General features: G+C 65.8%; 17 protein-coding genes, 1 tRNA gene and 1 pseudogene. All 19 read right to left on the bottom strand.

The annotated features are described in order from the left end of the window. Positions 1-39: 39 nt before the first annotated feature. Positions 40-115 (bottom strand) — tRNA-Phe (locus A3E77_RS00870). 84 nt (positions 116-199) lie between these two features. Beyond that, positions 200-382 carry a DNA gyrase inhibitor YacG gene (locus A3E77_RS00865; protein ID WP_293643017.1) on the bottom strand — a complete coding sequence of 61 codons (183 nt, stop codon included), beginning with the start codon at positions 380-382 and terminating at the stop codon, positions 200-202. Next, on the bottom strand, positions 372-1,364 hold the full coding sequence (locus tag A3E77_RS00860) for a ribonuclease E/G (RefSeq protein ID WP_293643016.1): 993 nt from the start codon (positions 1,362-1,364) through the stop codon (positions 372-374). The genes A3E77_RS00865 and A3E77_RS00860 overlap by 11 nt, the downstream gene beginning before the upstream one ends. Beyond that, on the bottom strand, positions 1,357-1,929 hold the full coding sequence (locus A3E77_RS00855; protein WP_293643029.1) for a Maf family protein: 573 nt from the start codon (positions 1,927-1,929) through the stop codon (positions 1,357-1,359). Before A3E77_RS00855 ends, A3E77_RS00860 begins: the two co-directional genes overlap by 8 nt. A 14-nt stretch (positions 1,930-1,943) precedes the next feature. Continuing rightward, complete coding sequence (gene infA / locus A3E77_RS00850) at positions 1,944-2,162, bottom strand: translation initiation factor IF-1 (protein ID WP_010162480.1); 219 nt, start codon at positions 2,160-2,162, stop codon at positions 1,944-1,946. 83 nt (positions 2,163-2,245) lie between these two features. Further along, entirely contained in the window at positions 2,246-3,112 is an 867-nt protein-coding gene (locus A3E77_RS00845; protein WP_293643015.1) for a cupin-like domain-containing protein, read from the bottom strand. Further along, entirely contained in the window at positions 3,109-4,293 is a 1,185-nt protein-coding gene (locus A3E77_RS00840; RefSeq protein ID WP_293643014.1) for a GNAT family N-acetyltransferase, read from the bottom strand. The genes A3E77_RS00845 and A3E77_RS00840 overlap by 4 nt, the downstream gene beginning before the upstream one ends. A gap of 237 nt (positions 4,294-4,530) precedes the next feature. Next, positions 4,531-6,426 carry an XrtA/PEP-CTERM system amidotransferase gene (locus A3E77_RS00835; protein WP_293643013.1) on the bottom strand — a complete coding sequence of 632 codons (1,896 nt, stop codon included), beginning with the start codon at positions 6,424-6,426 and terminating at the stop codon, positions 4,531-4,533. Between the two features lie 13 nt (positions 6,427-6,439). Next, a complete protein-coding gene (gene xrtA / locus A3E77_RS00830; RefSeq protein ID WP_293643012.1) occupies positions 6,440-7,927 on the bottom strand; it encodes an exosortase A in 1,488 nt (495 codons plus the stop codon). Beyond that, a complete protein-coding gene (locus A3E77_RS00825) occupies positions 7,924-9,129 on the bottom strand; it encodes a TIGR03087 family PEP-CTERM/XrtA system glycosyltransferase (RefSeq protein WP_293643011.1) in 1,206 nt (401 codons plus the stop codon). Before A3E77_RS00825 ends, xrtA begins: the two co-directional genes overlap by 4 nt. 11 nt (positions 9,130-9,140) lie before the next feature. Further along, positions 9,141-10,208, bottom strand: coding sequence for a FemAB family XrtA/PEP-CTERM system-associated protein (locus tag A3E77_RS00820; protein ID WP_458574394.1), 1,068 nt, complete (start codon positions 10,206-10,208; stop codon positions 9,141-9,143). Then, the gene (locus A3E77_RS00815) at positions 10,205-11,065 is read right to left on the bottom strand and encodes an XrtA system polysaccharide deacetylase (protein WP_293643010.1); all 861 of its coding nucleotides are present in this window, start codon (positions 11,063-11,065) and stop codon (positions 10,205-10,207) included. The genes A3E77_RS00820 and A3E77_RS00815 overlap by 4 nt, the downstream gene beginning before the upstream one ends. Before the next feature lie 45 nt (positions 11,066-11,110). Beyond that, a complete protein-coding gene (locus tag A3E77_RS00810) occupies positions 11,111-12,364 on the bottom strand; it encodes an XrtA/PEP-CTERM system-associated ATPase (protein ID WP_293643009.1) in 1,254 nt (417 codons plus the stop codon). Positions 12,365-12,386: 22 nt separating this feature from the next. Further along, positions 12,387-14,099, bottom strand: coding sequence for a hypothetical protein (locus A3E77_RS00805; protein ID WP_293643008.1), 1,713 nt, complete (start codon positions 14,097-14,099; stop codon positions 12,387-12,389). Further along, entirely contained in the window at positions 14,099-15,124 is a 1,026-nt protein-coding gene (locus tag A3E77_RS00800; protein ID WP_293643007.1) for a P-loop NTPase, read from the bottom strand. The genes A3E77_RS00805 and A3E77_RS00800 overlap by 1 nt, the downstream gene beginning before the upstream one ends. Before the next feature lie 14 nt (positions 15,125-15,138). Beyond that, complete coding sequence (locus A3E77_RS00795) at positions 15,139-16,671, bottom strand: XrtA system polysaccharide chain length determinant (protein ID WP_293643006.1); 1,533 nt, start codon at positions 16,669-16,671, stop codon at positions 15,139-15,141. Between the two features lie 46 nt (positions 16,672-16,717). Continuing rightward, a complete protein-coding gene (locus A3E77_RS00790) occupies positions 16,718-17,374 on the bottom strand; it encodes an XrtA/PEP-CTERM system exopolysaccharide export protein (RefSeq protein WP_293643005.1) in 657 nt (218 codons plus the stop codon). Between the two features lie 173 nt (positions 17,375-17,547). Further along, on the bottom strand, positions 17,548-18,777 hold the full coding sequence (locus tag A3E77_RS00785) for a pyridoxal-dependent decarboxylase, exosortase A system-associated (protein ID WP_293643004.1): 1,230 nt from the start codon (positions 18,775-18,777) through the stop codon (positions 17,548-17,550). Then, positions 18,774-19,432 (bottom strand): annotated as a pseudogene (locus tag A3E77_RS00780) (AMP-binding enzyme); the annotation flags it as partial. The pseudogene A3E77_RS00780 and the gene A3E77_RS00785, both read right to left, overlap by 4 nt.

Genomic DNA, 19,432 nt, shown 5'->3' with positions numbered 1-19,432 from the left:
ATACCGTCATCCAAAAGCGCGTTCACACTGTAAGGAAGGTGGTGCCTGGGGACGGGATCGAACCGCCGACACTGCGATTTTCAGTCGCATGCTCTACCAACTGAGCTACCCAGGCGAACCGCGTCGGCCGGTCGGCCGCGCTGGCGAGCGGCGGCTATAGGCAGGGCTTTGCGTCCTGTCCAGCACCTTTATTCGGGATTTATCCCTCGTCAAAACGATCCTCGTCCGCCGTGCCATCGGGTGCCTGATCGGCGGGTACGCGATAGCCCTCGCCGAACCAGTTGAGGAGATCGCGATCGCGGCAACCGCGGCTGCAAAAGGGTTTGAATTCGGCGTCGCGCGCTTTGCCGCACAGCGGACAGCGCGGGGATTTACTGGGCATGGCCCGCTCCTTTCACGGTCGGATCGACGACCAGCTTGACCGCGCGGCCGGTGCGGGCTTGCAGCGTCTCTACCCAGTCCGGGTGGGCCATGATCCGCGCGATGACAGCGTCGCGTGCGGTCAAGGTCAATACGCCCGTGCCGACCGCGCGTTCCGCCTGGCGCAGCAACAGCGCGGCGTCGGTCGCGACCGGGTCGAGGCGGACCTGTTCGATCAATGACGGGCGTTCGCGGCGGCGGATGATCTGCATCAGGCCAAAACCGTTGACCGCGGTTCGCTCGAAAGGCGTCGACAGCGCGGCATCGACCGCGGCGTCGACCGCATGCCGACCGGCGCGATCGGGCAGCGAGGGAAAATCGATCGCGATCGATCCCCCGATGTCGCAACGCCGGATGAGCGCCGCGGCGGCCCGCGCGCCCGCTTTTGCCACGGTCAGCGCATCGCCCTCCCCATCGATGTCGATCAGCACCATCGCGGGGGTCGCATCGACCCACAGGGCTCCGCCCGTGAACGGCCAGTGCCCTTCGCGGACACAATCGATCAATTCGCTCCACCCTGCCTGTTCGAGCCGGTCGGTGTCGGTCGGCCGCACATCGACGACAGCGATGCCGGTCGCCGCGATGCGGGCGCGCAGGTCAGGGCCCGCCGCCGCGACGGCGCCGGGTTCGGCCAGGCGCGCGCGCGCAGGTTTATCGCGCCCGCGTTCGCGCAACGCCATGCGGGTGACTTCGACCAACAGCGCGGCGCCAATAGCGGTCGTGCTGGAGATTTCGGCCACTGTCGCGTGCGGCGTGCCGGGCCAGTCGAGCGCGACCAGCGCCCCCTTGCCGCCGCGTCCGACGTCGACCAGCCGCGCCGCAAGGATCGCGCCCGGGCGCGGCCCCTCGCCTTCGCGCTCGATCCGTGCTTCGACAATCTCGCCATCGTCGACCAAAGCGGCGCGCGCCTCGCCGATCCCGGCTTCGTAAAGCCACTCAGCCAAGCGCGATTCCGGCGCTGGTCAACAGCGCCCGCGTCTCGAACAGTGGCAACCCGACGACATTGGAATGGCTGCCCGACAGGAAGCGGACAAAGGTTTCGGCGCGGCCCTGGATGGCATAGCCGCCTGCCTTGCCCATCCCCTCGCCGCTTTCGACATACCAGTCGATGTCGTCGGCGCTCAGCGCCTTGAAGGCGACGGTCGTATCGACGACGCGCACGCGCGGCCTGCCGTCGGTTCCGACGACGCAAAGCCCGGAATAAACATGATGCCGACGTCCCGACAGCAGCCCGAGCATATAACGCAGATCAGCCTCGTCGGCGGGCTTTTCGAGGATACGGCGCCCGACCGCGACGGTGGTGTCGCCCGCAAGGACGACCTCGCCCGCTGCGCGCTCGACCGCGAGCGCCTTGGCCGTGGCAAGCCGCGCCACATAGTCGCGCGGCCGTTCGCCCTTCAGCGGAGTTTCGTCGATGTCGGGCGACGCGATGCGCACCGGAACCACGCCGATACGCGCCAGCAACTCACGCCGACGCGGCGAAGAGGAAGCGAGCACCAGGGCCGGCATGATCGCCGCGCCGCTCACTTGAAGCGATAGGTGATCCGACCCTTGGTCAGGTCATAAGGCGTCAGTTCGACGAGCACTTCATCGCCGACCAGCACACGGATGCGGTTCTTGCGCATCTTGCCGGCGGTATGGCCGAGAATCTCGTGGTCATTTTCCAGTTTGACGCGAAACATCGCGTTGGGCAGCAGTTCGACCACCTGGCCGCGCATTTCCAGAAGTTCTTCTTTCGCCATCAGTCCTCTATGGGCTCAAAATTCAAGGATGCGCGCCCATAACCGCAATTTGCGGCAATTGAAAGCAATCTGTCACAGGCGCATTACGACACGAGTTTGAGCTTGCGCGCGACGCGCCAGCCCGCCGACCGGAACCATGCATAACGCGGCCAGCGTGGCGGCATGGCGGGGTCGAAACCGATGCGGCGCAACGCCGCATTGGCGGCATGGGCCTCGGATTCGCGATAGCTCCATTCGCTGCGCCAGGTGATCGACAGCGAAATCGACGGCGCATCGCCATTGGCAACGAAATGCGGCGCCATCACCGGCATCAGCACCGCATCGCCGGGGGCAAGCGGCACCTGCTGTGCGTCGCGCTGATAGATGTCCTGCCACGGAAGGTTGCGGTGACCGCCGGCGTGGTAGCGTTCATGCTCGCGGCGGTCGGCAAAGCGTTCGTCGCCCGCCGGCCAGACGTTCATCACCTTGGTCCCGCGCAATTGCAGCAGGATATTGTGTTCGGGGTCGAAGTGGAAAGGCGTGATCGACCCCGGCGACGAGATGAAGATAAAGCCCTGCGGCGTCAGCATAGCCCCGGTGCGCGGCGCCACGACCGGCTCCAGTTCGCCGAGCAGGTCCATCAGCAGCGTGCGATAGGCCTCCACATTCTCGATATTCTTCAGCACCGCCCAGCTTCCGTTGCTGTCGATCGTGCGGATCGTCTCGCCGATCGACAGCCCGTTCGACGGGATGTCTTCGGGGCGGATGCCGATGGGGACGTTGCCCGGATTATATTCGACGGCGCTCGTCGGCAGGCTTTCGCCAAGCCGCGCCAGAGCCTCCAGCGACAGCAATGGGTGGTCGGGCAAATGATGGTGCAGCAACCCCGCATTCCGCGGATAGAGCGCCTGCATCCGATCCAGTGTCTCGCTGGGGAATACGGGCCGGGCGATCGGCTGGTGCGCAGTCATGTCAGGCTTTCCATTTCACTTGGCGGCGTGGCCGCGCGCTTCCAGCGCCGCCAGAAACGCTCGGCCCGCGTCAGCAGGGCAAAGCGCAGCCGGTCCGACGGCCCCGACAATCCAACGTTGACCCATATGAGCGCGCGCCGTTCGCGCCACACGCTGTCGATCATCGGATGACCGGGCGCGGCGCAGCTGTCGACCCAATTGATGCGCGTGTCGTCCAACAGGTCGAGATTCGCCTGTTGCAGCAACACACCCGGCGAGAAGCGGGCATAATCCTCGTCGAACGCGGTCTTGAACGAAAAACCGCCGGGCGGGCACAGAAAATTGATCAGCATCGCGAGCGGCCGGTCGTCGAGATCGAGCGCCCGCATGTCGAGCCGACCCGCTGCGGCAGCGCCGGCCAGGATCGCCCGGAACCACGCCTGGGTCTCGCTATGGCTGGCAAGGGCCGATCCGGCGCGGCCTTTCCAGCCGCGTGCTTCCAGGGCGAGGAAGGCGTCGATCCACGGATCGATGGCGTCGCCGGGTTGCCAGCGGCGCAAATGTACGATGCCCAGTTCGGCGAGGCGGTTGGCCTGGCGGCGCAATTCCTTGCGCTTCTTCGCCCGCACCGCGCTTTCCCAATATTCTTCCGGCGACGACGTGCTTTCCAGCAGCGCGCGCTCCTCGCGGTGGACGACCTCGGCCTCTCCGCCCCGCGTTTGTGCCGTCTGGACCAGCGCGCGGTGGAGCGGCCCATTCTCCGTCAGGCGCGGCACATGCAGCAGCGTGCGGGCCCATGGCGCCGCATCGCACCAACCGAGCAGGATCGACCAGAACAGGGTTTCAAAACCGGCGCGCACCAGTGGTAGTCCAAGGAAATGATTGGGATGCGCCCAGCCCGTCGCGTGGCGCAGCGGCAGGCGGCCGTAATGCGACGCGGGTGCGACCGGCATGATCCCGATCACCGGACCGTCGCTACCGTCACGGACCACCACCAGCCGTGCGTGCCGCTCGGGATCGAGCAGGTGCAGCGCCGATTGCAGGCACCAGCGTTCGGCAAAGGGATTGGGTTCGCTGGCATCCGCCGCCAGCCGGTCCCACGCCGCCGCCAGCTCGTCCGACAGCGCCAGCGGATCGACGACGCGGACCGTCATGGGGGCCGCGGGCGCGGCGTCGGCTGGAAAGGCGGGGTGCACCGTCATCGGGTGGAGGTTAGCAGGAAGGAGTTAAAATGGGGTGGCTATTCGATCAGCCCCTTCCCCTTGATCGGGTAAGGATACGCAGCCTTGTCGCAAAGCGGCCAGGCGAAGTTGGATGGGGGTGATGGTGCGTCTTTGCACCGTCGCTTCGGGGCGATAGCCCACCCCCTTCGCTGCGACGAAGCCAGCAAGCTGGCAAGTCTCACTGCCTCCGCCATCGAGGGGGGACGATCAAAAATCTCAAATCCCGAACAATTTCGCCAGCGATTTTTCCAGCATGAAAAACTGCCAGATCAATCGCCCGTGATCGCGCCGCCCCGATTGGTGCGCCGCGACGATGCGTTCGATTTCGGCCATGTCGAACCAGCCCGACCGCGCGAGGGTCGACGAGGTTGCGAGCCCCTTCGCTTGTTCGACGAGCGGCCCGCGAAACCATGCTGATACTGGCGTCACAAACCCCATTTTCGGGCGATAGAGGATGTCGTGCGGCAAATATCGTTCCATCGCCTGCTTCATGATCGCCTTGCCCGTCCCGCGCTTGACCCGCATCGACGCGGGCAGGCTCGCGGCGAACTCGATCAGGCGATAGTCGAGCAAGGGTTCGCGCGCCTCGAGGCTGACCGCCATGCTCATCCGGTCGGTCTTGGTCAGGATATCGCCGGGCAGCCAAATCATCATATCGGCATATTGCGCGCGGTCGAGCGGCTCGCGGGCGGGCGCCTCGGCCATCGCTTTCCAATATCGCGCCTCGGCAACATGGTCGCCCAGCGCGCCGATCGCCGCATCGTTGAACAGCCGTGCGCGCTGTCCTTGCCCCGTCACCCCGACCGCCTCGGCATAGCCTTCGGCGCCGCTTTTCGACAGGCTGGCGAGTGTCGCGCGGGCGCGCAGCGGGCGCGGTGCCCAATCCATCTGCGGCCAGACATGCGATAACGGCCCCAGCACCCCGCGGCGGAGGAATCCGGGGATCAGCCCGCGCAGCTTTTCTTCCTGATGCTGGAAGACAAGGCGGCGGTATCCGGCGAAGGCCTCGTCGGCGCCATCGCCCGACAGCGCGACCGTCACCTCTTCGCGCGCGAGTTCGCACACGCGATAGGTCGGCAGCGCGCTGGCGTCGGCAAAGGGTTCGTCGAACATGTCGGCAATGCGGTCGACCAACGCAAAATCGCCCGACGAAACGGTGCGCGTCCGATGATCGGTCGCGAACCGTTCGGCAATCTGCCGGGCATATTGGGTTTCGTCGAGCGCGGCCTGATCGAAACCGATCGTGCAGGTCTTGACCGCCTTCGCGCTCGCCTCGGCCATCAGCGCGACCACCGCGCTGCTGTCGACCCCGCCCGACAGAAAGGCGCCAAGCGGCACATCCGCGACCATGCGGTCGGTCACCGCGGCGCGCATCAAATGGACCAGATGCTCGGCCGCCTCGCCCTCCGACGCGCGGATGCGTTTCGAGAAATCTGGCGCCCACCAGCGCGTCGGCGCGGGTATCCGCTTGCCGCGTTCGAGCATCAGAAAGTGGCCGGCGGGCAGTTTTTCGACACCGGCGACGATGCAATTATCGTCGGGGACATAGCCGAAGGCGAGGAAGTCCTCGATCGCGGTCAGGTTCGCTTCCTGCCGCAGCAGCGGATTGCGGAGCAGCCCCTTCAGTTCGGATGCAAATGCCACCGATCCGTCGGACAGGCGAACATAATGGAGCGGCTTCACCCCCAGCCGGTCGCGCGCAAGGAAAAGGCAGCCACGCTGATGATCATGGATCGCAAAGGCGAACATGCCGTTGAGGCGCGACAGGCAATCGGGGCCCCATTGGCGCCACGCCGCGATGATCACCTCGGTATCGCCGCTGGTGCGGAAACGATGGCCGCGATCTTCCAGTTCGGCGCGCAGCTCGCGAAAATTATATATCTCGCCATTATAGGTCAGCGTGACGATCTCGTCGTCGCTCGCCATCGGTTGCGGGCTGCCTTCGATGTCGATGATCGACAGCCGCAGATGACCTAATCCGACGCCCGGCGCAGTCCACGCGCCCGCGCCGTCCGGGCCGCGGTGCTGCATCGGCTGCAACATCGCCCGCAGCCGCGCAGGATCGACGGGCTTTGCCGTTTCGAGATGATAGATGCCGGCAATCCCACACATATAGGAACCGCCCTTAACGCGTTTTCAGCGCGCGGTCAGCCATTGCATGGACTCCGCCCGACGCGGAAACGAAATCGGTGATCGCATTCGCCCCGCCCTGCCGCTCTTCGCTCGATACGATCAACGACATGGCGCGCGGATCGCCGCCCAACAGGCGGGCCTTGAGCCCCGCCAGTTTCGCTGCGCGCGGATCGCCGGTCACGGTGCCGCCGACGACATACCAGGTCGCCGCGTCGCGTAGCACGGGGCCGGGATGCAGCAATCGCTCTGTCTTTGCTCCATCGATCGCGGGCAGCGACCCACTCCACGCCCATTTGCTGTCGAGGTCGACCGCTCCTTGCCCGAACGCCACGATTTCGCGCCCTTCCGCCTGGCGCTCATAGCCACCGATTGCGACGGTTACGACCCGGCCCTTGTCGTCGGCGAACTGGCGCAGCAACCGCTGGTCGGCTCCGTCAAAGCGCGGCGCCCAGGCCGTGCCGCCCGCCCGCGCATCGCGCCAGCCGGGTGGCGGCTCGACCGCCATGGTTTCGGGCAAGGGAGCGCTGCGACCGCCGACCAGGATGCCCCAGCCGGCGAAGGCGATCGGAACCGCAAGCGCGGCCGGCAGGACCGCCCTTGCCGTTCCCGCGAACCGCGACGCACCATCCAGCCCGCGCACATCGACCGCCACGTCGTTGGCCGCCCGGTCGAACCAGCGCCGCGCAACAAGCATGACGATCAGGATGACGAGGCCGAAAAATATCCAGCCATAGAAGATATGATCTATCCCGCCCGCCGCCTCGATTCCCCAGATTTCGGCCGCAACCATCGTGCCATAGGCGCGCAGCGCATTGGCGAGGATGGTGGTCGCCAGCGCCGCCACGACAAAGACGATGCGGCGTGTCCAGCTCGTGAAACATAGATGCGCAGCGAACACCGAATAGGCGAGCATCGCGACCAGGAAATTGACCCCCGAACATTCCTCGGCCACCTCGAAAAAGCCCGCGTCCGTTGTGATGAACACGCCCTGCATCTGGGCTGCGATGCCCGAAAGGTGAAGCAATATGACGCTGATGTGCGCGGTAAAGGTCTGGAGCAGCGGCACCAGTTCCTCGCCGAACGGCACAAGCAAAAACGCGTAGCCGAGGGGAAACAGCAGGCCGCGGACCAGCTTGTCGCCGAGCGTCGCGGCGACCGCGCCCTGCAACATCAGGACAAGACCGAGCTGCCGGAACAGCCCGACCCCCGCCGCTTCGCCGACAAGCCAAACCACCCCCGCACCGGCCATCCAGATCAGCGCAGGCCACCAGAAACAGGGCGTCAGCGGGCGCAGCAACGGAACCCGCTGCGACACCAGCCAGCCGATCATCGGCAACATCAACAGGCAGTGGGTAAAGGTTGAACTATGCCACCAGATACCGGCCATATCGACCGCATCACGCCAGAAGATCGCGAGGATGGCCGCTGAAAGCAATCCCAGCGCGGCGAGGTGCCGCTGCCAATGCGTCCAGCGGGTCATACGGCCAATCCCAGCAGCTTGCCGAGCGGCGCGAGGCGGGCGTCCCAGCCGTAGCGCGCGATCATCCGGGCCCGCGCGGCCTGTCCCATCGCGGCGGCAGCGGCGCCGTCGTCGAACAGCGCGCAGACCGCGTCGGCCATCGCATCGGCGCCGTCCGCGACCCGCAAATGCTCGCCCGGAACGGCATCGATCCCCGTCGCCGCGGCGGCGCTTGCGACGACCGGGCGCGCCATTGCCATGGCTTCGAGCAGCTTGTTCTGTACCCCGCGCGCCAGCAACAGCGGCGCGACGACGGCGTCGGCGGCGGCGAGCCAGGGGCGAACGTCGGGCACCTCGCCGGTCACAAGGACGCCGGGCAAGGTTTCGAGCGCGCGCACCTCGCCCGTCGGCGCCCGGCCGACGATCGCAAAGCGCGCCCGATCATGCCGCCGCCGGATCAAAGGCAGGATATCGCGCGCGAACCAGCGCACGGCGTCGATATTGGGGCGATAGTCCATCTGCCCGGTAAAAACCGCCAGGGGGCCCGCCCCCGTCGCGACCGGCGTCAGCGCGACCGACGGATCGAAGCGGTCGGTGTCGATACCATTTTCGATGGCGTGGATTGTGTCGGCGCCCACCCCGCTCTGCCGACAGAAAAGCGCCGCCTCCGCCGCGCTGACGAACAGGCTGGCGTCGGCGCGGCGCGCCACGGCGGCTTCATAGGCACCCAATATCCGCGCTTCGCGGGCGTGGACCCAGTGCAGCGGCTGGCGCTGGTCCTGTTCGGCGTAAGTCGCAAACTTCGCCGAATCGACATCGACGAAATCCATCAGCATCGGGCCGTCGAAACGGGCCGGAAGATATTGGGCCATCTGGCCGGAGAAAGCGACGATATGGGTGATGCCGCCCCCGCCGATCAGCCGGTCGACGTGGCGCGCCAGCTCCGCGCTGCGGAACAGCCGGTTCGATACGGGTTCACGGTTCAACACCGCCTGGGCCAGTGCCAGCGGCCGCGATACGTTGCGCACCTCGATTCGCAAACTCTTGCAAAGCGGCGTCATTTTGTCGCGCGCCAGCGCGGCATCCGCTTCCGAGTCGGCAAGCGCCGCGACATGCACGGGCGCAAGCTTCGACAGCGCCGCGAACATATGCCAGCTGCGAATCCGGTCGCCGCGGTCCGGGGGCCATGGCGCGCGGTGAACGAGGAACAATATCTCGGCCATCAGCCCGAAGCCTAGCCCAGCCCGCGCGCGATCAACGGACCCAGCCGGTTCGCCGCCCACAGCGGCAGTTTTTTCCAAAGATCGACCTGGAGGCGATATTTGGCGCTGTTCGGATTGGTATCGCGGGCGGTCTCACCCGGCGCGAGCCAGCGCGCATAAACCAGCGGCTGCGGCGCGAACCCCCAGTTCTTCTTATAGGCAAAGGGGCCGGTGCCGACTTTCGATCGACCGAAGTCAAAACGCGTGCAACCCTTGGCCCGGGCGTGGCGCATCAACGCGAAATACATCAGCTCGTTGGCGCGCAGCCGCCGGGCCTCGGCAAGGCCGCCGCCCCAATAGGGCATGACCGTGCCGCGCCAGTAAAGGCTGAGCACGCTGGCAACGGGCCGCACGCCCTCGCGCACGGTCAGGATATCGGCGTCGTCGCCGAACGCATCTAGCACGGCGTCGAAAAGCGCCTTCGGAAAAACCGGCGTCCCGAGATTGCGAACGCTGGTCGCGTAGATGCGGTAGTGATCGCGGCGCTGCGCGTCGCCCTGGCCCGTCGTGACCGTCAGCCCGCTTTCCAGCGCCTTACGCACTTCGGCGCGCTGCTTGCGCGGGATGGCGAGCAGTTCGGCATCGTCGTCGGCGGCGAGGTCGCGGGTAAATCCGGCATAGACGCCCTCTTCGCACGACCACCCTTCGCCTTCGGGCAGTTCGCCGCCGCGCAGTTCGACCGACGGCACGCCGAGTGATTTCGCCATTTCGGCGGCGCCCTGTGCCAGTGTTGCGGCCACCGCCGGATCGTCAGCCAACAGGCCGCCGCCGACTGCGAATCCGCTGCCGACCAACGCCTGCCCGAACAACCGCGAACGGATATGATGAAGCGGCAGAATGCCGGTCAAAATCCCCGCCGCATTGCGCGCGGCGACCAAATGGCAGCGATGGCCGGTCGCCTTCGCGACGGCCTCGCACCAGGCGCGACTGTGAAAGGGCGTTGCGTCCGGATGCGCGGCGACATAGGCGTCCCACGCAGCAGCATCGGACAGCGGCGCCCCGGAAAAGCCATCCTTCACCGAACGGACCGGCGCATTCACGCCGCGTCGCGCCAAAGTCGCGCGCGCTGATGCTGTGCGGGGACCAGCGCGTCGGCGCGGGTCCACGAAAAATCGCTCAGCAACTTTTGCAACTTGCCAGCCATGGCCGACAAGCCACTGTAATGGCGTATTTTCGACTTGATCGGCGCGCCCGTGACACGCGGCTGGCCGGGGTCGATTTCCCACGGATGGAAATACAGAATCGCCGGATGGCCTTCATCATTCATTCGCGTAATCGCCCAGCGCGTGAATCCATAGGGCAGCATCCGCATGAAGCCGCCGCCGCCCGCCGCCAATGTCCGCCCCGCAAAGCGCGCCGTCGTCACCGGCCATTCGACCAGATCGCTGTCGGGCAGCGGCCGCCACGCGTGGCGCGGGCTTTGCGGCCAGCCATAATGATCGTGGACCACCGGCGCGACGCTCGACGAATAGGCATAGCCATGTTCGGCGAGGACGTCATGCGCCCACGGCGTGCGCGTATCGACCGAGAAGCTCGGCGCACGATAGCCGCGGATCGCCACGCCGCCGAGATCCTCGAGGATACTCCGCGTCTTTTTGAGGTCCGCAGCAAATTCTGCCGCGGACATGTTGAAAACGCGCTTGTGATCATAGCCGTGGCTGGCGAGTTCATGCCCAGCCGCAACGATGCGTTTGATCAGTGCGGGATAGCGTTCGGCAACCCAGCCGAGCGTGAAAAAAGTCGCCTTTGCACCGGCATCGCCGAACAACTGGAGCACCGCATCGCAGTTCGCCTCCACCCGGCATTCCAGCCCATCCCAATCGCCGCGCCCGATCGTGCGCTCAAACGCACCGACCTGGAACCAGTCCTCGACGTCGACCGACAGGCCGTTCTGCATCATTCCTCACCTTCATCGACAGCTTAGCCGATCCGGGCCGACTTGTCAGGCAGCCCAGGTCTGCGACGTTGCCGGATTGGGCGCGTTGTCGGGGTCGCGTTCGACCCATTCGATCAGCAGGTCGAGCACCCGGCGCAGGGCCGCATCCTGCTCGACGAGGCGCGCTTCGAGCGACGCGACCTGCTCTTCGAGTGCGGCAAGATGTTCGGGGTCCACCGACGGGGCGGTGGGCGCCGGGGCAGCAGCGGCTTCCGTCGCCAGTTCGACGACAATCTCTTCGGCGTCGGGCGGAACGGGAGCAGGTTCAGCGGGCGCGGCGAAGGGAGCCGGGCCGTCCACGGCGGGTTCCGGCGCGCGGCGCGGCCATTCGATCGGAGCCTCGCTCGCGGGCGGCGAGAACGGCGCAGGCGTCGGCGCGACGGCGGTCGCGGCGGCGGCAACGACCTCTTCGACCGGCAGCGGCGCCAGTGTCGCTGCGTCGATGCCGCGGTCGGCCTCGATTTCCGCCACAACCGACCGCACATTCTGCGCTGTGATGCGGTTCATCTGTTCGACCGCACCATAAAGCAAAAGGCGGCTGACCAGGACGTTGAGCTTGCGCGGGACGCCTTCGCTATAATCGAAAATTTCCTCAAAGGCGTCAGGACTGAAGCTGGGATTGCCGGTCCAGCCGACCTTGCCAAGGCGATGCAGGATATAAGGTTCGACCTCTTCGGGCTCCATCGGGTCGAGATGATGCGTCGCGATCACCCGCTGGCGCAGCTGTTCGAGCGTCGGCGAATGAAAGAGCGTCTGGCGAAACTCAGGCTGACCGAGCAGAAATATCTGGAGCAGCGAATGGCCGCCCAATTGAAAATTCGACAGCATCCGCAATTCTTCGAGCGCCGAGATGGCGAGATTCTGCCCCTCGTCGACGATCAGCAGCGTACGTTTGCCCGCGCGCGCTTGCTCGCGCAGATACTGTTCCATCGACCGCAGCAATTCGGCCTTGCTCTCGCCTTCCCATTCGATGCCGAATTGTTCGGCGACAAGGCGGAGGAGGTCGTCGCCTTCGACCTGCGTCGACACCAGCTTCACCGCGGTCAGGCGGTTGGGGTCAATCGTGTTCATCAGATGACCGACAAGCGTCGTCTTACCCGCGCCCACGTCGCCGGTGATGACGATGAAGCCTTCGCCCTGCGCCAGGCCATAGCCAAGATAGGACATGGCTTTTCGGTGTGTTCCGCTTTCAAAATAGAAATGCGGGTCTGGCGTCAGCTGGAACGGACGCCCGGTGAAACCATAGAACTGATCGTACATCGCTTGAATTCCCGTTGCTTGGTCAGAAGTTGTAACGCAGTCCCACCAAAGCTGAACCAATAAGCTGACTGTTGAAGCCTTCCTGATCGAAGGCATTGAGGCTGGCAGCCGCAGTCCCCGTCAGGCCGCGCCAGAAGCGCCGTGAATAGGCGGCCGACAAGCCGGCCGACTGAACATCGCTGGCGCCCGGCGCGCCATTGTCGAAATAATTGACATAGCCCGACAGGCTGAGATCGGAATCGACGTCGAGGCGACGCCCGGCCGACACGAAGAGATAATAGCTTTCGTCTTTCGTGCCGTTGAGGCTGCCAATCGGCGAAAGTAGCGGCGCGAGCAGCTTGCGCTGGTCGTAACCGACGCCAACGCCATAGCTCCATCCCGCGAAACGCGACGCCAGCGTCGCCTGGACGCCGCGGCTGCGATATTGCGCCGAGGTTGCGTTACCGAGCTGGTTGCTCAGGCAGCCGCCGCCCTGTTCGCCAAACACACAAGGGTTGATCCCGCCGCCGATCGGATTGCGCGTCGGGTCGAACTGTGTCGGCAGAGCGGCAAGCCCGCCCGACAAGCCACGGCCGAGGCTGGACAACCCGTCATAGAGGCCGACCTGGATCGTCGTCGCATGATCGGCGCGATAGGAAAAGCTGCCGGTATAGATCGTGTCGCCATAGCGGCGACCGACGCGCGCAGTAAGTGATGTCCGGCGGCTCGGTTGCCACATCACCCCCGCGTCCCAGATCAGCCCGTCGGTGTCGAACGACAACTGGCGCGGGCTCGACCTGTCGGTGACAAACCGCCCGTTCGCATCGCGCACCGGAACGCCATTCGCATCGAGCAGCGGATTTCGCTGCCCGATTTCGATATCCTCATACCCCACACCGCCCAACAGGGCCAGTGTCGGGCCGACCGGCACGGTTACGTCGGCACGGGCATATTTGCCCTCATACCGCTGGTCGAGCTGACTGGCGTCCTCGCGCTCATAACCGCCCGACACCTGCCAACCGAACGGCAGGTCGCCGGGACGCGCGCCCAGGCTGGCCCAGGCAACATGGTTGGTCGAACTGTCGAAAATATCCTGCGGCTGGGCACCGGGGGCCAGGATCGCCGGCTCGTCAACATCGACCTTCGTATAACCGAAACGATATCCCGCCCCGAAGTCGAGCCCGCCGATACGGCGGGCAAACGTCGGCCCGGCATAAAGCGAATAGAGATTGGCGACATTGCTGGCGTCGCCGATGAACAGGCCGCTGTCGGCGCCCTGCCGGTCGGCGCGCGTTCGCGTCGCCAGCGCACCGCCCTCCAGATTGAGGCCGCGTGCCGCTTCGATCCGGCCGCGCGCTAGGCCGCTGATCACGTCGGTGTCGCCCTGGCGTCCCCAGCCGAACTGATGTTCATAGCGCAGCGTCGCGGACAATTCGGCGCGTCGTGTGACGATCGCGGCGTCGACCCCGGCGGCCACGGTCGTATAGGTCAGGACGTCACCACCATTCTTTAGATCGGCGGTCAGCACCTGTCCGATTTCGAGATAGGGGCTGACGTCGATCTGGCGCTGATTGCGACGCCCCTCGGCGCGCTTGGCCGACCGGCCATCGGATGCCGGGGCGTCTGCAGACGGCGCCTCTCCGGCGCCCGACGCCGCGGGATCGCCCGAAAATTGCGCGTGGGCGCCCGTAGCTGTCCCGGCCGACAGCACAGCCGCGAGCATCGCCGCATGACGTATGGTGGTGACGCTGCGCATCACGCGCCTCCCTGTCCGTAATAAGTGCCGAAGCGGCGGCCGCCCGGAGAATATTTCACGCCGTTTAGAAGCAGTTGGATATGCGGGCATGCTCCCATCAGTCCGATCGCGTCGCGCAGCGCCGATTCGAGCGTTTCGTCGGCGCGCACGACCATGATCGTCTGCCCGACATGCCCTGCGAGCACCGCGGCGGGCGACGCCGCGAGCACCGGCGGCGAATCGAGGATGAGGATGCGCCCCGGCGCGCCCTGCTCGAGCTGGCCGAGCAGCGCCTCGGTCCGTGCAGAGGCGAGCAGTTCAGTATCGTGCATATGCTGGGTGCCGGCGGGCATGACCTTCAATCCCGGAATGTCGGTTTGGATCAGGCAGTCGCCAAGCGGCAGGCGCGGGTCGGCGAGCGCGTCCATCAGGCCGGGACCGTCGTCGAGCCCCAAGGCTTCGAGCACGCTGGGCTTGGCGATATCGGCGTCGATCAACAGCACGTCGTGATCGGCCTCGACAGCCAGGCTGAGCGCGAGATTGACCGCGGAAAAGGTCTTGCCCTCGCCCGGGTTGGCGGATGCGATCAACACGCGGTGGCCGCGCGGCAGGATCGGGCGATTGCCCGCGCCGCCAAAATTGCGGATCAACTCGCGCTTCACGATGCGATATTCTTCGGAAATGCCGGTGACCGGCGTGCCGGGCACGATCATCCCGCGCGAAGCGAGCCGCTCGCGGTCGATCGTCCCCTGGCGGGTCGGCGCAATCGCCGGAGCCGACTTGGCAACATCCTTGCGCGGCGAAGGTTTCGGCGCGGGCGCCGGTTCGACCGGGGCGGCTGCATCGATGGCCGACTCGACGATTTCGGGCTGCGGCGGCTCTGCGGCGGGTTCGGCAGCCTGGGCTGTTTTCGCCTTTTTCTGAGGCTCCGGCGGCAGCTTCGATACGTCGATCGTCGGCGCATTGGCCGCGGGATCGAGCCCGAACATGTCGGCGGCGCGTTCGAGGAGCGAGGGCGGGCGCTTGACTTTGCGTTGGTCGTTCATGTCATCGTCCCCCGTCACGCCACCATGCCGCGCTGGATAAATTCTGCGACCAGCAGCAGCGCATAGAGGCCGACAAGTGCGCCCCCGCCACCCGCAAGCCAGACGAGTTTCTTGCGCCGGTCGAGATGGCGATCGGGCGTCACGACTTCGGTGATCGACCCGATGACCGGCAGACCGCTCGCCCGTTCGAGCTTGGCGGCGGTCGGATAGCTGGTGCGCACCTGCGACAAGCCAAAGGCGACGCCGATGCCTCCGCCGATTCCAGCAAGCAGCACAAGCGTCAGGAACAGCGGCCGATTGGGCGCCGCCGGGCTGGTCGGTTTTGACGGCGGATCAAGCAGTTCGACCTTGATCGCATCCGTCTCGGTCTGCACGTCGCCGCGCAGGCGCACCTGTTCGCGCTGGGCAAGCAGCTTGTCATACTGCGCCTTGAAGGCCGTATATTCGCCGTTGATGCGGTCATATTCGGCGGCGATGCCGGGGTTCTGGATCTGTTGCGCGGTGATCTTGGCAATATCGCCCATCAGCTGGCTCTTGCGCGCCGACAGGGCGCTGACCGTCGCCTGGCGCTCGGCACGCATCGCGGCGAGCGAGGCATAGGCCGGATTCTGCACCCCCCCACCTCCGCCAGCGCCTTCGCGGTCGGCCATCGCCTTCAGCGACGCGATCTGGCTTTTGAGCGCGATCACGTCAGGATGCGCGTCGGTCAAGCCGCGCGCGCGCATCGACGACAATTCATTCTGAGCACCGGCAAGCTGCTGGCGGGCCACGCCGCCGCCAACGCCGCCGCCAACGCCGGGGATCGACTGGGGGGTGGAAGCCAGCTGGCCGTTCGCCGCCGCAAGCTGCGCCTGCGCGGAGACGAGCTGCGAATCGAGCTGGCTCAGTTCGGCGCGCGCCGCTTCGACGCGCTGCGCGGGCGAGCCGCTGCCGCCGGGGATCAGGCCGATATTCTGCGCCTCAAATGCCCCGCGGCGCGCTTCCACCTCGCGCAGCGCCTTTTCACGATCGGCAATCTGTGCGTCGAGGAATTTCAGGCTTTCGCGCGCGTTCATCCGGCCGCCGCGCAGCTGGTCGTCGCGAAATACCGTTATCAGGCTGTCGAGCACGCCAGAGGCGAGCTTGGCATTGTCCGCATCCGACAGACTGCCGACAGCGACGCTCGAGGTGATCTCGAAGATATTGTCCTGTTGTGGGATGACCTTAATATTTTTTTGCAGCATTGCCACCGCGCCGGCCTTGTCGCGTTCGTTCGCACCCGCGGGCAGCAGGCCGGTGGTCGCCGCGACCTTTTCGAGGTTCCGCGCGCTGGTCAGCGTTTCGCGAATCTCGTCAAGCTGGGGACGGCCGCCCCCGCCCTGGACCTCATCGGGCAGGATTTCGTTGATATCGACGAGCAGCCGCGCGCGGCTGTCATAGCGGTTGGGGATCGACGCGATCGCCAGCCAGCCGAGGATGCAGATACCCCATGCCACCGCCAGCACGAGCCACCGGCGTGTCCAGACGCTGTGCAGCGCCACCCGGAATTCGTCGTAAAGGCTGTTCATCGGTCGAAATCAATCCTCGGGAAATGGGTCGGTTGAGGGTGCAGGGTCAGAACATGCTTTCGGGGATGATGATGACATCGCCGGGCTGGAGCCGCACATTCGCCTTGATGTCGCCGCGCTTGATCAGGTCGTTCAGCCGCAGGCCGAATTCCTGCTGCTTGCCGCTGCCTTTGTCGAAACGGACGAGTCGCGCCTTGTTTCCAGCGGCATATTCGCCCAACCCGCCCACTGCAATCATTGCATCGAGCACCGTCATATTGGCGCGGAAGGGAATCGAGGCCGGTTTTTCGGTCGCGCCGACAACGCGGACCTGCTGAGAAAAAGTGCTGTTGAAACTGGTGACGATCACGCTGACGATCGGATCGGTGATATATTGGCTGAGCTGGAGCTTGATGTCCTGTTGCAGCATGGTCGGCGTCTTGCCCACGGCGGGCATGTCGGTGATCAGCGGGGTCGTGATACGGCCGTCTGGACGGACCTGAACCTTGCCGCCAAGTTCGGGGTTACGCCACACGAAGATCTGAAGCTCGTCGAGCGGGCCGATGATATATTCCTCGCCCGGTCCTTCCTGATTCTGCACAAAATTGGCGCTCGGCAGTTGCGGCGCGCTGCCGCCGGCGCCCATGCAGCCGGTGAGCGCGGTCGCGGCGATGCCCGAAACGAGCGCGGCGCGCGCGATACGGAGCGAGGGGAACGAAGCCATAATCCATCAACCTTTCGAGCCGCCGGGGGTGCTGCGGTCCGGATACTCCGCAGCGACAGCCATTGCGTCAGCATCCGTCCTTGCTCGAAAAGGGTGAACATAATGTTAGTATTGACATAAGTTCGGACCGCGCCTGGCAAAACATGTCCCGAAAAGGAACAGGTTCTGCGGTGTCAGACGAGCATTTCGCGCGCCGGACCCTGGCCGAGGAACGTCGCCGGGCTGGCGCTGGCGCCGTAAGCGCCCGCCTGAAAGATCGCGATGAGGTCGCCGACCGCGGCGCCGGGCAGCGCGACCTGGTCGCCGAGCCGGTCCAGCGGGGTGCAGAGACAGCCGACGACCGACACGGTTTCGGCGGGTGCGGCGCCGAACCGGCCGGCAACCGCGATCGGATAATTTCGCCGGATCACGGTGCCGAAATTGCCGCTTGCGGCAAGCTGGTGATGGAGGCCGCCGTCGGTGACGAGAAAAGTCTCGCCATGGCTGGTTTTCCGGTCAACGATGCGGGTCAGGTAAACGCCGGCTTCGGCGACGAGCCAGCGGCCGAGTTCCATCGCGAAGCGGCTGCCCGCGAGGACCGGATCGCGCGCCGTGAGTGTCGCGGCGAGCGCATCGCCAACCGCGGCGACATCGACCGCCTTGTCCCCCGGGAAATAGGGTACGCCCATGCCGCCGCCGAGGTTGACGAGCGCCGGGCTGTGGCCGATATCGTTTGCGAGCCTTCCGGCCAGCGCAACCGTCTGTGCCTGCGTCTCGGCGATCGCGGCGGCATCAAGGGCCTGCGATCCTGCGAAAATATGAAAACCCTGCCAGTCGGCGCCTGCGTCGATCAGGCGGCGGACAAGCGACGGAACGTCTGCGGCATCGACGCCGAAGGGTTTGGCGCCGCCGCCCATTTTCATGCCCGACCCTTTGAGGTCAAAGTCCGGATTAACGCGCACCGCGAGGCGCGGAACGACGCCCAAATGGTCGGCGATCGACAGCGCCCGCTCGGCCTCGCCCGCCGATTCGAGATTGAGCGTCGCGCCCGCGGCAATCGCTGCTTCGAGTTCGCGGTCACGCTTGCCGGGCCCCGCAAAGCTGATGTCGGCAGCCGACATCCCGCTGGCGAGCGCGGCTTTCAACTCACCGCCCGACGCGACATCGAACCCGTCGACCAGCCGCGCCATCCAGGCGAGCAGCGGTGCATAGGGGTTCGCCTTCATCGCATAGTGGAGCTGGACCTCCGCCGGCATCGCAGCGCGCCATTCGGCGACGCGCGCGGTCAGCATCGCGCTGTCGTAAACGAAGAGAGGGGTGTCGCCCGCCATGTCGGCAAGCGCCTCGGCGCGGTCGCCGCCGATCAGCAGCATGTCATCGGGGTCGGCGCGAAAGCCGGGCGGGATCGGGCCATGGGGCTTCATGCTACGGGCTCCTTGGCCCAATCGGCGGCCATCGCGACGCGATCGAGCTTGCCATTGGGGTTGCGCGGCAGTGTATCGCGCCATTCGATCGTTTGTGGTTGCATGAAATTGGGCAAGTTCTGACGCAAATAGGTCGCAAGGCCCGCTTCGTCGGCCACGCCGCCCTTGCCGCGCACGATCAGGACGATCGCGGCGCCGAGCCGCGCGTCGGGCACCCCGAACGCCACCGCTTCAAATATCAGCCCCGACGCGACCGCAACATCTTCGACCTCGGTCGGGCTGACGCGGTTGCCAGCGGTCTTGATCATCGCATCGTCGCGCCCGACGAAATAGAGCAAACCGTCGGCATCGCGGCGCACCGTGTCGCCCGACCACACGGCCATTCCGCCATATCGCGACGCACGCGGCGCGGGCTTGAACCGTTGCGCCGTGCGTTCGGCGTCCTGCCAATAGCCTTTCGCCACCAGCGGGCCGCAATGAACGAGTTCGCCCGGCTCCTCGTCGGCAGCAATCGTCCCGTTGGGGTGGCACACGAGAATCTCGGTGTGCGGAATCGCGCGGCCCATCGACGTCGGGTGATCAGCGACGAGCGCGGGATCGAGGAAAGTCGAACGGAACGCCTCGGTCAGTCCATACATCGGAAAAATGTCGGCGT

This window comes from Sphingopyxis sp. RIFCSPHIGHO2_12_FULL_65_19, assembly GCF_001830555.1.
In the GTDB taxonomy this organism is placed as follows: Bacteria; Pseudomonadota; Alphaproteobacteria; order Sphingomonadales; family Sphingomonadaceae; genus Sphingopyxis.
Note: the sequence above shows the minus strand (reverse complement) of the source record. Positions and strands in the feature narration are given on the sequence as shown.